The sequence below is a fragment of the Pseudonocardia asaccharolytica DSM 44247 = NBRC 16224 genome (assembly GCF_000423625.1).
Lineage (GTDB): Bacteria > Actinomycetota > Actinomycetes > Mycobacteriales > Pseudonocardiaceae > Pseudonocardia > Pseudonocardia asaccharolytica.
This window is the reverse complement of sequence record NZ_AUII01000041.1, coordinates 12,945-27,464: the sequence shown is the minus strand read 5'-3', so window position 1 is coordinate 27,464 and position 14,520 is coordinate 12,945. Positions and strand designations below refer to the sequence as shown.

The following is a 14,520-nucleotide window of genomic DNA, read 5'->3' as shown; positions in this document are numbered from 1 at the left end:
TGCAGTCGACCGGTACTAATAGGCCGAGGACTTACCCCAACCCGCTGCTCGCATCCACTGTGTGACCCTGAGCACACCACCCCGCCCCCCCGGGCCGGGAACCCACCCCCCGAACACACCAAACACACACCGAACACACCGCTAAAAGACACCGCTAATACGGTCGGTGGCGATGGCGGAGGGGAAACGCCCGGTCCCATCCCGAACCCGGAAGCTAAGCCCTCCAGCGCCGATGGTACTGCACCCGCCAGGGTGTGGGAGAGTAGGACACCGCCGACCCCCAAACCCCCAACGGCCACGGGCCCCGCCACACCGGCAGGGGCCCGTTGCCGTATTCTGGAGTTATGAGTATCGCGGATGGTTCCGGCGATAACCGTCCGCGACGTGAGCATCGGGACGGCAGCCGGGAACGCAGTGATCGGGATCGTTCCGGCCAGCGTCGCAGTGACGGGAACGGCCGCGGCAGGAATTCCGATTTTGATCGCCGAGGTGATCGTGGCGGTGGGCCTCGGCGTGGCGACCGGTTGGGCAGCGGTTGGTCCGAAGGCGGCCCCGAGCGATCGGAGCGCCCGGATCGGGCCCGCCGCGGCGGCGGCTTCCGCGGAAGCCGTGGCCGCTCACCTGAGGGCGAAGGGCGCACCTCGCGCGATGACACCTCGCGGGGAGAGGGCGAGCGACGTCCCTACCGTCGGGACGGCGAGCAGCGCCCGTACCGTCGCGGCGATGATGCGAGCGGATCGCGCAGGCGTCGTGACCACGGGAGCTGGTCCTCGGACCGACCCCGTTGGGAGGATCGCGGCCGTCCCGAGGACGACCGATCTGGCGGACGCGGCGGCCGGCCGTCACGCCCCTCTGAGCCAGGCCGTTGGGTCGGAGACCGGCGGTCCGCGGATCGACCACGCCGGGACGACCGGCGCGGCTGGGGCGCGGCCCGGGACGACCGGAGCCGCGCGGAGGACAGCCCCGCGCGCCGAGACGACGGGCACCGCTGGGATGAGCGGCGCGCCACCGACCGACCGCATCGCGGGGACCGGCGGAACTGGTCGGAGGGCCGCACCGAGGACCGGGGGAGCCGCGGCGAGGGTCGTTCGGACCGCTGGGATGACCGGCAGCGTCGGGGCGACGGCGGGCGTTGGGACGACCGGCGCGGCCGGGACGAGCGCCGCCACGGCGACCATGCCGAGGGGAGAGATGGCCGTCCCTCCGGCCCGAGGCGGGACAGGCGCGATGAGGCCTACCGTGCCGAGGGTCGTGGCCGGCGTGCGGACGATCGCGGCCCGCGGGGCGGGGACCGCCGGGACCGGTCCGACGACCGCCCGGCCCGCGATGGCCGCTGGGTCCGGGACGACAGCCGTGACGATCGCGCTCCCGGCCGGAGCCGGGAACGCGCGGCCGACCGGCCGATCCGGCGCGGCGAGCGCGCGGACCGGCCGTCCCGCGACTCGGGACGATTCGATCGACGCGAGAGCCGAAGCGCCCGTCCCGATGCGCCGCGGGAGGAACGTCCGCAGCGCGACTCGGACCAGGACAGCTGGAGCCGGCCTCGGCGGGTGCCGTCCGCGGCGGAGGCGACCTTCGTCCCGGAGCCGCCGCTACCCGACGACGCCAGCGCCGCCGGGCTCGACGCCGAGGTTCGCCGCGACCTGCGCGGGCTGCAGAAGGAAACGGCCGAGACGGTCGCGCGCCACCTCGTCGCGGCGGGTTCCCTGGTCGACGAGGACCCGGAGCTCGCGCTGCAGCATGCGCGCTATGCCCGGCGACGGGCCGCCCGTATCGCCGTCGTCCGCGAGGCGGCGGGCATCGCCGCCTACCACGCGGGGGAGTGGACGGAGGCGCTCGGCGAGCTGCGCGCCGCTCGCCGGATGGGCGGCGGGCCCGGGCACCTCCCGGTGATGGCCGATATCGAGCGCGCCCTGGGACGCCCCGAGCGCGCCCTCGAGCTCGCGCGTGGGCCGGAAGCCGCCGAGCTGGGCCAGGCCGAGCGGATCGAGCTGGCCATCGTCGCGGCCGGGGCGCGACGCGACCTGGGCGAGCTGGACGCGGCGGTCGTCGGGCTGCAGATCCCGGAGCTCGATGCCGCGCATCGCGACCCGTGGAGCGCCCGGCTCTTCTACGCCTACGCCGACAACCTGCACGCCGCCGGGCGGGAGTCGGACGCGCTGCAGTGGTTCGTACATGCCACCGACGCCGACGAGCACGGCGAGACCGATGCTGCGGCGCGGATCGCCGAGCTCACCGGCGAGCCGCTCGACGAGGACGACGTCACCTTCGGTGAGGAGCTGCCCGCCGACGAGGCGCCGGCGCAGCCGGAGGACACGGCGGAACCGGACGAGCCGACGGAACCGGGGGAACCGACGGAGCCGGCGGAACCGGACGAGCCGGAAGACTCGGCGGAGCCGGAGCCGGCCGACGAGCACGAACGCACCGACCGCGCCCCGGAGCCAGGCGCATGAGCAGCGTCCTCGATCGCCACGACGTCCTGCTCGCCGACCTCGACGGCACGCTGTACCGCGGCCGGCGGGCGGTGCCGGGTGCGGTCGAGGCCGTGGTGGCGGCCGCGGCGATGGGGGCGCGGACCGTCTACGTCACCAACAACGCCTCGCGCCGCCCGTCCGAGGTCGCGGCCCACCTGGCCGAGCTGGGTTTTCCCGCCGTCGAACCGGACGTGCTGACCAGCTCGCAGGCCGCGGCGGCGATGCTTGCCCAGCAGCTGGAGCCGGGCTCGCCGGTGCTCGTCGTGGGCACGGCCGCGCTCGCGGAGGAGATCATCGGCGTCGGGTTGTCGGTCACCGACCGTGCCGGCGATGCGGCCGCCGTCGTCCAGGGCCACTCCCCGGACACCGGATGGAGGGTCCTGGCCGAGGCCACCGTGGCCCTGCGGGCGGGCGCGGTGTGGGTGGCCTGCAACATCGACCCGACCCTGCCGACCGAGCGGGGCCCGCTGCCGGGCAACGGGTCCATGGTCGAGGTGGTGCGGACCGCGTCCGGCCGGGAACCGCAGGTCGCGGGTAAACCGGCGCCGCGGCTGCTCGAACAGGCCGTCGAACGCAGCCGTGCCCGTCGTCCCCTCGTCGTCGGCGATCGACTCGATACCGATATCGAGGGCGGCCGGGCGGCCGGGCTGGCGACGCTGCTCGTGCTCACGGGCGTCACCGATGCCGCCGAGGTGCTCGCGGCACCGCCCGCCCTGCGGCCGGACCACCTCGCCGCCGACCTGTCCGCGCTCACCCGCCCCATCGACGAGCTGACCCCCGGCCCTCGGCCCGGCTGGCAGGTCGAGCGGACCGGAGGGACGCTCGTGCTGTCCGGCGCCGGAACCGCGGACGCGGCGCTCGACGCCCTGCGCGCGCTGTGCGCCGCGCACTGGGCGGACGGCGGTGGCCCGGTGCGGGTCCACGCCGTGGGCGCGGCGGCCGCGCGCGCCCTCGCCGAGCTGGGCCTGCCGAACGGGCGCGGCGCCGACGGCCGCGCGACCGCCGAGTCGGCTACCGTGGCAGGGTCCGAAGCCGCACGGGGAGCACGACGATGACCGTCCCGCAGGGCCGTCCGCGCCCGCCGCACGACGCGCCGGGCACGCGACCGTCCGGGCCGTCCGGAGCCCCGCCGCTCGATGCCGTGCGGGCCTCCATCGCGGCCGCGATGGCCGGCCTCGACGAGCTCGAGGATCGCCCGTATGCCGAGCACGTCGCCGCGTTCGAGACGGTGCACGCCGCCCTCGGCGACGCACTCGCCGCCGGGACCGCCCCCGGGCAGGTCCCTGGCCGGGCGTGACGGCGGTGGCCACCCGCGCCCGGCTCGACGCCGAGCTGCTCCGCCGGGGGCTCGCCCGGTCGCAGCAGCAGGCGGCCGAGATGATCGCGCAGGGCCGGGTCTGCGTGCGGGGAGTGCCCGCGACCAAGCCGGCGACCCAGATCGACCGCGACGCCCCCGTCGTCGTCACCGACAGCGACGAGCCCGAATGGGCCTCGCGCGGCGCCAAGAAGCTGATCGGGGCGCTGGACGCGTTCGAGATCGACGTGCGGGGGCTGCGCTGCCTCGACGCGGGCGCCTCCACCGGAGGGTTCACCGACGTGCTGCTCGAACGTGGCACGGCGGAGGTCGTGGCCGTCGACGTCGGGTACGGACAGCTGATCTGGCGGCTGCGCAGCGATCCTCGGGTACGGGTGCACGACCGCACCAACATCCGCGGGCTGCGCCCCGAGGACATCGGCGGACCGGTCGACCTCACCGTGGCCGACCTTTCGTTCATCTCGCTGCGCACCGTGCTGCCGGTGCTCGCCGCGTGCACCGCGCCGGACGGGATGTTGTTACCGATGGTCAAACCGCAGTTCGAGGTGGGCCGTGACCGGCTCGGCGCCGGCGGCGTCGTGCGCGATCCGGCGCGGAGGCTGGCGGCGATCGCCGAGGTCACGGCCGTCGCGCGGGAGCTGGGCCTGGTGCTGCGCGGCGCCGTCGCGAGCCCGCTGCCGGGCCCGTCGGGCAACGTCGAGTACTTCCTGTGGCTGGGTGGCGGCGGCGCCGACGTCGGGGACCCGGTGCTGGCCAGGGCCGTTGCGGAGGGGCCGTCGTGAGGGAGGCGATGGTCGTCCTGCACACCGGGCGGGAGACCAACCGACGGACCGCCGCCGCCGTGGCCACCCGGCTGGCCGGCGAGGGCATCCGACTCCGGATGCTCGCCTCCGAGCTGGTCGAGGTGGGCGCCGAGGTTCCCGACGGGTTGCGACCGATCCCGGTGGATGAGCTGCCGGCCGCCGCACAGGGCGCCGAGTTCGTGCTCGTGCTGGGCGGGGACGGTACGTTCCTGCGTGCCGCGGCGCTCGCCCGGCCGTGCGGGGTGCCGCTGCTGGGGGTCAACCTCGGACGCGTCGGGTTCCTCGCCGAGGCCGAACAGGAGTCCCTCGACGAGGCCCTGGACGCGCTCGTCGCCCACAATTACGCCATCGAGGAACGGATGACGATCGACGTCGTCGTCCGGTCCAACGGGTCCGTGCTGGGGCGAACCTGGGCGCTGAACGAGGCCAGCGTGGAGAAGAGCACCCGGGAACGGATCCTCGAGGTGGTGCTGGAGGTCGACGGCCGCCCGGTGTCAAGTTTCGGCTGTGACGGCGTGATCTGCGCCACGCCGACGGGATCGACGGCCTACGCCTTCTCGGCGGGAGGTCCGGTGGTGTGGCCGCAGGTCGAGGCGCTGCTGCTGGTGCCCAGCAACGCGCATGCGCTGTTCGCCCGGCCGATGCTGGTCGCGCCCGAATCGGCGGCCGCCGTGGAGGTCGACCAGTTCGGGCCGCCCGCCCTGCTGGACTGCGACGGCAAGCGCACGATCGTGCTGCCGCCGGGCGCGCGGGTCGAGGTGTGCCGCGGGGAGAAATCGGTGCGCGTGGTGCGGATCGACGGCCAGCCCTTCGCCGACCGTCTGGTGCGCAAGTTCGACCTGCCGGTGCGGGGCTGGCGTGGTTCGCCCGATCGGCATGCCGACGATCCCATCGGGCTGACGCCTCGCGGAGCGGCGCCGTAGTCTTCGCCCATGCTGGCCGAGATGCGGATCCAGGGCCTCGGCGTGATCGACGACGCGACGCTGGAGCTCGATCCCGGCCTGACCGTGCTCACCGGTGAGACCGGTGCGGGCAAGACGATGGTGGTCACCGGGTTGGCGCTGCTCGGCGGCGGCCGCGGCGAGGCGTCGCGGGTCGCCGAAGGCGCGCGCCGGGCGGTCGTCGAGGGGCGGTTCACGGCCGGGGAGCAGGCCCGGGCGCTGGCCGAGGAGGTCGGCGCCGATATCGACGACAGCGAGCTCATCGCGGTCCGCACCGTGTCGGCCGACGGCCGCTCACGCGCGCATCTGGGGGGGCGCTCGGTGCCGATCGGCGTGCTGGGCAGGCTCGCCGAGACCAGCCTCGCCGTGCACGGGCAGAACGACCAGCTGCGCCTGCTCCGACCCGCCGACCAGCGGGCGCTGCTCGACCGGTATGCGGGCGACGCGGTCGCCGACCCGCTGCAGGCCTACCGGTCGGTGCGGGCGCAGTGGCAGCGGGCGTCGGCGGAGCTCGTCGAGCGCCGCGACGGGGCGCGCCGGCTGGCCCAGGAGGCCGACCTGCTGCGCCACGGGCTCACCGAGATCGACGCCGTCGACCCGCAGCCCGGCGAGGATCGCGCGCTCGTCGAGCAGGCTCGACGGCTCGCCGCGGCCGACGATCTGCGGGAGGCCGCCACCGCCGCGCGGCTCGCGCTGTCCGGTTCCGATGACGGAAGCCTCGACGCACCGGGCGCGGTCGGCCTGGTCGGGGAGGCGCGCAACCGGCTGCTCGGTTCCGGTGACCCCGAGCTGACCGGCCTCGATCCGAGGCTCGGCGAGGCACTGGCCGTCCTCGACGACGTGGCCGGGGAGCTCTCCGGCTATCTCGACCGGCTCGACGCCGACCCCGAGCGGCTCGCGGCCGTGCTGACCCGCCAGGCCGAGCTCAAGACGCTGACCCGTAAGTACGCCGCCGACGTCGACGGCGTGCTCGGCTGGGCCGAACAGGCGCGGGAACGGCTGTCGGGCCTCGACACCTCCGACGAGGCGCTCGCCGCGCTCGCCGCCCGCTGCGACGAGCTCGCCGCCGAGCTGGCCGGGTGCGCGGCCGAGGTCACCGCCGCGCGCACCGAGGCCGCCGTCCGGCTCGGTGCCGGGACCACCGCCGAGCTCGCCGGGCTGGCCATGCGCGACGCCGAGCTGACCGTCTCGGTGGCCCCGCGGCTGGCCCCCGGCCCGGACGCGCCCGACGCGGTCGTCGTCGACGGGGTGGCGATGGTCGCGGGCTCCTCCGGTGTCGACGAGGTCGAGCTGCGGCTCGTCCCGCACGCCGGAGCGGCACCGCAGCCGCTGCACAAGGGCGCCTCGGGCGGTGAGCTCTCGCGGGTGATGCTGGCGCTGGAGGTCGCGCTCGCGGGTGCCGATCCGGTACCCACCATGGTGTTCGACGAGGTCGACTCGGGGGTCGGCGGGCGGGCCGCGGTGGAGATCGGGCGCAGGCTGGCCAGGCTCGCGGCGAACCATCAGGTGATCGTCGTGACGCATCTGCCGCAGGTCGCGGCCTACGCCGACCGGCATCTGGTCGTGCACAAAGCCGGCGCCGACGGTGTCACCCGCGCCAGCGTGCGCACCCTCGCCGATGCCGACCGCATCGCCGAGCTCGCCCGGATGCTCGCGGGGCTCGGTGACAGCGATACCGGCCGCGCCCACGCCGAGGAGCTGCTCGCCGCCGCGCGGGCGCACCGCGAGGCGGATCGCACCGGCCGGGACGTGCGGGGCAACGGCGTCGCCAAACGCGCGCGCAAGCCCCGCCGGGCCGTTCGGCTCTGAGCCGCGGGCCCGGCCTGCGATGACACCGTCGTCACGCCTCGGCGTGGCATCCACCTCGCAACGAACCCGAGGTGTCACAGTGCGTGCATGAAGCTGTCTGGTCTGCTGCATCGCTCGCGGCCCGAGCTGCCCGGCCGCACCGGGGTGGCGCGGGTCGATCGCCATACCGACAGTCTGCTGCGTCGGCTCAAGCCCGGTGACATCGTCGTCCTCGACCAGATCGACCTGGACCGGGCCACCGCCGATGCGCTGGTCGCCGCGCAGGTCGCCGGCGTGGTCAACGCGTCACCGTCGATCTCCGGCCGCTTCCCCAACCTGGGGCCCGAGGTGATCGTGGGCGCCGGCATACCGCTGGTCGACGGCGTCGGTGCCGAGGCGCTGCACACGGTGAAGGACGGCACCAAGGTCCGGCTGCACGAGGGCGTGCTCTACGCCGGTGAGCGGGTGCTCGCCGAGGGCGTCGAGCAGAACCCCGATTCGGTGGCCGATGCGCTGGTCGAGGCCAAGTCCGGGCTGGCCCACCAGCTCGAGGCGTTCGCCGCCAACACGATCGAGTTCATGCGCATCGAGCGCTCGCTGCTGCTGGACGGGCACGGGGTCCCCGACGTCGAGGTCGAGCTTGCGGATCGGCAGGTGCTCGTCGTCGGCTCGGGTTTCGACCACACGGGCGAGCTCGCCCGGCTGCGCAGCTATATCCGTGAGTACCGGCCGGTGCTGGTCGGGGTCGAGGCGGGGGCGGAGGCGCTGCTTGCGGCCGGGCATAAACCGGACCTCATCGTCGGCGATCCGGCCGAGGTCTCCACCGAGGCATTGACCTGCGGGGCCGACGTCGTCGTTCCCGCCTTCGCCGACGGCCACGCGCCCGGCCTGCATCGGGTGCAGGACCTCGGCGCCGGTGCCGTGACCTTCCCCAGCTCGGCCAACCCCGAGGACCTGGCGCTGCTGCTGGCCCACCACCGCGGCGCCTCGGTGATCGTCACCGTCGGGCTGTCGGCCAGCATGGCCGAGTTCCTCGACCGCGGCCGCTCCGGCAGCAACGCCTCGACGTTCCTGACCCGGCTGCAGCTGGGCGGGACGCTGGTCGACGGCCGGGTCCTCGGGTCGCTGTACCGTAGCCGGGTCTCCGCCGGTGCGGTGCTGCTGATGATCTCCGCGGCACTGGTCGCGGTGCTGGCCGCGCTGCTCGTCTCCGACGCCGGTGATGCGGTGCTGGCCTGGCTCTCCCAGGGCTGGATGGGTGTCGTCGACCAGATCAAGGGCGTGTTCGGGTGATCTCCCTGCGCTACCACGTGGTGTCGATCACCGCGGTGTTCCTCGCGCTCGCCGTCGGGGTGTTCCTCGGCGCGAGCGGCCTTTCCGACCGGCTCCTCTCGGCGGTCTCGGCGCAACGCGACGACCTCAGCACCCAGGTTGACCGGCTCACCGGGGAGCGGGACTCGCTGTTGGCGGCGCAGCGGTCCGCCGACGAGTTCGCCGCCCGGGTGGGCCCGACCGCGGTCCGTGGGGTGCTCGCGGGCCAGACCGTCGCGGTGGTCACCCTCGGCGCCGATCCCGCCGACCGCGATGCGATCGTCGCGCTGGCCGGCCAGGCCGGAGCCGCCGTGACCGGCCGACTGGCGCTCACCGACGCCGTCACCGACCCGGCGCGGGTCGACGAGCTGCGCGCGCTGACCGCGCAGCTGCTGCCGAGCGGGGCGCAGCTGCCCGCGGCGTCGGACACCGGCAGCCTCGTCGGCGGCCTGCTCGGCGGGCTGCTGCTGACCAAGGACGGACAGCCGCGCGCGACTCCCGAGCAGGCGCAGACCGTCGTGGCCGGGCTGACGACTGCCGGGTTCGCCACCCAGGGTGACGTCCCCCAACCCGCCACGCTCGTGCTCGTGCTCACCGGCGGGGCCCTGCAGGGGGTCGACGCGGGCGACGCCGCCGCCGTCACCGCGCGGCTGGCCGCCGAGCTGGACCGCGCCGGCGCGGGCGCCGTGCTCGCCGGCCGGTCGGGATCGGCCGGCTCCACCGGCCCGGTGGGGGTCGCCCGCGCCGACCGGGGCGCCACCGCGGGCCTGACGACGGTCGACGACGTCGACACCGGCGCGGGCCGGGTGGCGACGGTCCTGGCGCTGCGCGAGCAGCTCGACGGCGGTGCCGGCCGGTACGGCTCGGCGCCCACCGCCGACGCCGCGGTGCCGGCCACCTGACCCGGCCGGCGCGACCGCGATGATTCCCCGGTAGGCTGAAGTTCCGTGCAGCCACGCGGGACTCGTCACCTGTTCGTTACCGGCGGGGTCGCATCCTCGCTCGGCAAGGGCCTCACCGCATCGAGTCTCGGTCAGTTGCTGACCGCTCGGGGGCTCCGGGTGACCATGCAGAAGCTCGACCCCTACCTCAACGTCGACCCCGGAACGATGAACCCGTTCCAGCACGGTGAGGTTTTCGTGACCGAGGACGGTGCGGAGACCGACCTCGACATCGGCCACTACGAGCGGTTCCTGGACCGGAACCTGCACGGCCGGGCGAACGTCACCACCGGGCAGGTCTACTCCTCGGTGATAGCCAAGGAGCGCCGCGGCGAGTACCTGGGCGACACCGTGCAGGTGATCCCGCACATCACCAACGAGATCAAGGACCGTGTCCGCGCGATGGCGGACCCGGACGACGGCGTCACGCCGGATGTGGTGATCACCGAGGTCGGTGGCACCGTGGGTGATATCGAGTCGCTGCCGTTCCTGGAGGCGGTCCGTCAGATCCGGCACGACGTGGGCCGCGACAACTGCTTTTTCCTGCACGTCTCGCTCGTGCCCTACCTCGTGCCGTCGGGCGAGCTGAAGACCAAGCCGACGCAGCACTCCGTCGCGGCGCTGCGCAACATCGGTATCCAGCCCGATGCGCTGGTGCTGCGCGCCGACCGGGAGATCCCCGACGGCCTGAAGCGCAAGATCTCGTTGATGTGCGACGTCGAGCTCGACGGCGTCACGGCGGCCCCCGACGCGCCGTCGATCTACGACATTCCGCGCGTGCTGCACCGCGAAGGCCTCGACGCCTACGTCGTGCGCAGGCTCGGGCTGCCGTTCCGCGACGTCGACTGGACCGTCTGGGGCGACCTGCTCGACCGCGTCCACCATCCCGACGAGACGGTGCGGATCGCCCTGGTCGGCAAGTACGTCGACCTGCCGGACGCCTACCTGTCGGTGACCGAGGCGCTGCGCGCCGGCGGCTTTGCCCACCGCGCCCGCGTCGAGATCGACTGGGTGCAGTCCGACCGCTGCGAAACCCCGGCCGGCGCCGCCGCGGAGCTCGACGGGGTCGACGGCGTGCTGGTGCCGGGCGGGTTCGGCATTCGCGGGATCGAGGGCAAGCTCGGCGCCGTCCGCCACGCCCGCACCCGCGGGATCCCGACCCTGGGGCTGTGCCTCGGCCTGCAGTGCATGGTCATCGAGGGCGCCCGCAATCTCGCCGGGCTGGACGGCGCGAGCTCCACGGAGTTCGATCCGGACACCGCGCATCCGGTGATCTCGACGATGGCCGAGCAGCTCGACGTCGTCGCCGGCGAGCGCGATATGGGCGGCACGATGCGTCTCGGGGCGTGGCCTGCAAGGTTGGCCACCGGGAGCGTTGTTCGTCGCCTCTACGGCGCGGATGAGGTTTCCGAGCGACACCGGCACCGTTACGAGGTCAACAACGACTATCGCGATCGGCTCTCGGCGGCCGGCCTGGTGTTCGGCGGGGTGTCCCCGGACGGTACACTCGTCGAGTTCGTCGAGCTGCCCGCCGAGGTGCACCCGTTCTACGTCGGCACCCAGGCGCATCCCGAGCTCAAGAGCCGTCCGACCCGCCCGCACCCGCTGTTCGCGGCGTTCGTCAAGGCTGCGCTGCGCTACCAGGCCGCGGGCAGGCTGCCGGTGGAGCTGCCCGGCCGCGACGGTCGCGACACCACGGGAGCCGCGTCCCGCCCGGCCGCGGCCGCGGTCTCGGAGGTCGACGCCGCCGTCGGCTCGACGACCTCGTGATGCGCAGCCGGCACGAATTCCAGGTCGAGTCCTCCGCCGACGTCTACCAGGGCCGGGTCATGGCGCTGCGCGCCGACCGGGTCGTGATGCCCGGCGGCCGGATCGCGACCCGCGAGATCCTCGAGCACCCCGGGGCGGTCGCGATCGCCGCGTTGGACCCCGCCGACCGGCTGATGATGATCCACCAGTACCGGCATCCGGTGCGGCGCAGGCTGTGGGAGCTGCCGGCGGGCCTGCTCGACGTCGCGGGGGAGGATCCGGCGGCCACCGCGGCCCGCGAGCTGGTCGAGGAGGCGGGGCTCGCCGCGTCGGACTGGTCGGTGCTGCTCGACATCGTGCCGTCGCCGGGCTTCTCCGACGAGGCCGTGCGGGTCTATCTCGCCCGCGGGCTCACCGAGATCGATCGGCCGGACGCGGGCGACGACGAGGAGGCCGACCTGCAGCTGCGCTGGGTGCCGCTGCCGGTCGCGGTCGACATGGTGCTGGACGGCACGATCGTCAACGCGGCGGCCGTCGCGGCCGTGCTCGCGGTGCAGGTGGTGTGCGACGGCCGCTCGCCGCGCCCGGTCGACGCGGGCTGGCCCGACCGGCCGTCCCGGTTCGCGGCGCGCAACCGCTGATCGGGCAGCTCAGGAGCGCAGCGGGCGACCGTAGGGATCGCGCGGGGACCCGGCCAGCAGAACGATGCCGTCGACGAAGCCCCAGATGGCGCCGATGCCGAAGGTGAACAGCGTGACCAGCAACTGGGCCACGGCCATCCCGGTGTGCCCGGTGTAGAACCGGCCGGCACCCACGGCGCCGAGGAACAGCTGCAGCACCCCGGCCACCACCTTCGACTTGTCCGAGCAGGGCCAGCCGGTGACCGGGTCGCGGCCCCAGGGGGCGTTCGGGTCCCAGCCCGCCTGCTGTGCGGCCGGGTGCGGGGCCGCCGGGTACGGGGCCGTCGGATGCTGGACGGTGACCTGCGTCGACGCCGCGGTCGGCAGGTCGGTGAACAGCGCGTCCAGCTCGCCGGCGGTGCGCGCCGCCGACGCCTGCCCGACGCGTTCCTCGTACTTGTGCATGTCGAGCCGGCCGGCCGCGAAGTGGTCGTTCAAGGCACGGACGGCCTGCTCGCGTTCCTCATGTCCGATGCGGAAGTTGCGTGAACCCGGCGTACTCACGGGTCGCACCGTACCGCCGCCGACGTAGCGGCATCCGCCGATCCGGTTGGGCACGTAGGCTCGGGCGGGTGGCTGACATGCGCTTCGGGCTGTTCGTTCCCCAGGGCTGGCGGCTCGACCTCGCCGGCATCGATCCGTCGGCGCAGTGGGACGTGATCCATGGGCTGGCGCGACATGCCGACGCCGGCCCGTGGGAGTCCGTCTGGGTCTACGACCACTTCCATACCGTCCCCGCCCCCACCGACGAGGCGACGCACGAGGCGTGGACGCTGATGGCCGCGCTCGCCGCGGTGACCCGCCGGGTCCGGCTGGGCCAGATGTGCACCTGCATGGCCTACCGCAACCCGGCCTACCTGGCGAAGGTCGCCGCGACGGTGGACGTCATCTCCGGTGGCCGGGTCGAGATGGGTATCGGCGCGGGCTGGTACGAACACGAGTGGCGGGCCTACGGCTACGGCTTCCCGCCCCCGCGGGAGCGGCTGGGCATGCTCGCGGAGGGCGTGCAGATCCTCACGCAGGCGTGGCAGACCGGCCGGGCGCGCATGGACGGGCGGTACTACCAGGTCGACGACGCGATCGTGGCTCCGAGGCCGCTGCAGGAGGGCGGAATACCGCTGTGGATCGCGGGCGGCGGGGAGAAGGTGACGTTGAAGATCGCCGCGCGATACGCGCGGTACACGAACTTCGACGGCACCCCCGAGGGCTTCCGTCGCAAGTCCGAGATCCTCGCCGAGCACTGCAAGGACGTCGGCACCGACTTCGACGCGATCGTCCGCTCGGCGAACTACAACGTGTTGATCGGGCACACCGCGGCCGAGGTCGAGGAGCGGCTGCAGCGGCTCAAGGCCCGGCTCACCCCGCTGGTGGGGGAGCGGAAGGCCGAGGGTGCGCTGGGCGCGTTCCGGGGGATGCCGGCCTGCGGCACGGTGGAGCAGGTCGTGGCGAACCTCCGCGAACTGCAGCGCCGCGGCCTGGCCTACGCGATCTGCTATTTCCCCGACGCCGCATACGACCGCTCGAGCATCGAACTGTTCGAGCGCGAGGTGATCGGTGCGCTGGGCGCTCGTGAGTGACGGGTCTCGGGTGAACGGTGTTGTGCACGCACGGGCGCTGCGCGCATATCTCGCCCACCTGGCCGTCGAACGCGGCAGCTCCCCCAACACGCTGCGGTCCTACGCGGCCGACCTGCGCCGCTACCTGGACCACCTGCACGCCGGCGGAATCGAGGACCTCGCCGTTGTCCGCGAGTCCGACGTCACCGCGTTCCTCGCCGCGTTGCGCAGCGGCCCGGTCCCGCTGGCGGCCTCGTCGACGGCCCGGGCGCTGGCCGCGGTGCGCGGGCTGCACCGTTTCGCCACCCGCGAGGGGCTGGTCCCCGTCGACGTCACCCGCTCGGTCGTCCCGCCGGCACTGCCCAAACGGCTGCCCCGGACGCTGACCGTCGATCAGGTCGAGCAGTTGCTTGCGGGCTGCATCGGGGATGGTCCGGTGGCGCTGCGCGACCGTGCTCTACTCGAGCTGCTGTATTCCACGGGGGCCCGGATCTCCGAGGCGGTCGGCATCGACCTGGACGACCTGGACCTCGCCGAACGCGCCGTGCTGCTGCGCGGCAAGGGCGGCAAGCAACGCATCGTCCCGGTCGGACGGCCCGCCGTGGCGGCCGTCGAGGCCTATCGGGTGCGGGCCCGCCCGGTGCTGGCCGAGCGGGGCCGCGGGACCGCGGCCCTGCTGCTCAACGCCCGCGGGGCCCGGCTCTCGCGGCAGAGCGCCTGGCACGCGTTGCGCGCGGCGGCCGAGATCGCGGGGGTGGAGGCGGACGTCTCCCCGCACACCCTGCGGCACTGTTTCGCGACCCATCTGCTCGCCGGCGGTGCCGATGTCCGGGTGGTGCAGGAGCTGCTCGGACACGCCTCGGTGACGACGACCCAGGTGTACACGCACGTGACGGTCGACTCCCTGCGTGAGGTCTACGCCACGGCGCACCCGCGGGCCCGCGGGTGACCGATGACCGCAG

The 14,520-nt window shown here is 74.2% G+C and carries 13 protein-coding genes and 1 rRNA gene; 13 read left to right on the top strand and 1 reads right to left on the bottom strand.

Translation table 11 applies throughout. The features are described from left to right. The first annotated feature begins 162 nt into the window (after nt 1–162). The 11 genes from rrf (at nt 163) to G567_RS0123295 (ending at nt 11,963) form a co-directional block, all read left to right on the top strand. Nucleotides 163–279: ribosomal RNA gene (rrf, locus tag G567_RS0123350) — 5S ribosomal RNA — on the top strand. A gap of 1,271 nt (nt 280–1,550) precedes the next feature. Further along, nucleotides 1,551–2,453: a hypothetical protein gene (locus tag G567_RS34550; protein WP_154667178.1), complete on the top strand. Its 903-nt coding sequence runs from the start codon at nt 1,551–1,553 to the stop codon at nt 2,451–2,453. Continuing rightward, nucleotides 2,450–3,529, top strand: coding sequence for an HAD-IIA family hydrolase (locus tag G567_RS30930; RefSeq protein WP_051233471.1), 1,080 nt, complete (start codon nt 2,450–2,452; stop codon nt 3,527–3,529). The genes G567_RS34550 and G567_RS30930 overlap by 4 nt, the downstream gene beginning before the upstream one ends. Further along, complete coding sequence (locus G567_RS30925) at nt 3,526–3,771, top strand: hypothetical protein (RefSeq protein ID WP_037057942.1); 246 nt, start codon at nt 3,526–3,528, stop codon at nt 3,769–3,771. Before G567_RS30930 ends, G567_RS30925 begins: the two co-directional genes overlap by 4 nt. A gap of 5 nt (nt 3,772–3,776) precedes the next feature. Next, a complete protein-coding gene (locus G567_RS0123325) occupies nt 3,777–4,571 on the top strand; it encodes a TlyA family RNA methyltransferase (RefSeq protein WP_028931846.1) in 795 nt (264 codons plus the stop codon). 8 nt (nt 4,572–4,579) lie between these two features. Then, the gene (locus tag G567_RS30920) at nt 4,580–5,515 is read left to right on the top strand and encodes an NAD kinase (protein ID WP_051233473.1); all 936 of its coding nucleotides are present in this window, start codon (nt 4,580–4,582) and stop codon (nt 5,513–5,515) included. Nucleotides 5,516–5,524: 9 nt separating this feature from the next. Beyond that, on the top strand, nt 5,525–7,342 hold the full coding sequence (gene recN / locus G567_RS0123315; protein ID WP_028931845.1) for a DNA repair protein RecN: 1,818 nt from the start codon (nt 5,525–5,527) through the stop codon (nt 7,340–7,342). 87 nt (nt 7,343–7,429) lie between these two features. Continuing rightward, nucleotides 7,430–8,614 (top strand): putative cytokinetic ring protein SteA, encoded by a 1,185-nt coding sequence (gene steA / locus G567_RS0123310; protein ID WP_028931844.1) that lies wholly within the window; start codon nt 7,430–7,432, stop codon nt 8,612–8,614. Beyond that, entirely contained in the window at nt 8,611–9,534 is a 924-nt protein-coding gene (locus G567_RS0123305) for a copper transporter (RefSeq protein WP_028931843.1), read from the top strand. The genes steA and G567_RS0123305 overlap by 4 nt, the downstream gene beginning before the upstream one ends. Nucleotides 9,535–9,579: 45 nt before the next feature. Then, nucleotides 9,580–11,343 (top strand): CTP synthase, encoded by a 1,764-nt coding sequence (locus tag G567_RS30915; RefSeq protein WP_084796391.1) that lies wholly within the window; start codon nt 9,580–9,582, stop codon nt 11,341–11,343. Further along, a complete protein-coding gene (locus tag G567_RS0123295) occupies nt 11,343–11,963 on the top strand; it encodes an NUDIX domain-containing protein (RefSeq protein WP_028931842.1) in 621 nt (206 codons plus the stop codon). Before G567_RS30915 ends, G567_RS0123295 begins: the two co-directional genes overlap by 1 nt. A gap of 9 nt (nt 11,964–11,972) precedes the next feature. Here G567_RS0123295 and G567_RS0123290 read toward each other — a convergent pair whose 3' ends face one another. After that, on the bottom strand, nt 11,973–12,506 hold the full coding sequence (locus G567_RS0123290; protein WP_028931841.1) for a DUF1707 domain-containing protein: 534 nt from the start codon (nt 12,504–12,506) through the stop codon (nt 11,973–11,975). Between the two features lie 77 nt (nt 12,507–12,583). Here G567_RS0123290 and G567_RS0123285 point away from each other — a divergent pair, with 77 nt between their 5' ends. Next, nucleotides 12,584–13,579, top strand: a complete 996-nt coding sequence (locus tag G567_RS0123285) for an LLM class F420-dependent oxidoreductase (protein WP_028931840.1) — start codon at nt 12,584–12,586, stop codon at nt 13,577–13,579. Beyond that, nucleotides 13,572–14,507, top strand: a complete 936-nt coding sequence (gene xerD, locus G567_RS0123280) for a site-specific tyrosine recombinase XerD (protein WP_245585767.1) — start codon at nt 13,572–13,574, stop codon at nt 14,505–14,507. The genes G567_RS0123285 and xerD overlap by 8 nt, the downstream gene beginning before the upstream one ends. Nucleotides 14,508–14,520 lie beyond the last annotated feature (13 nt).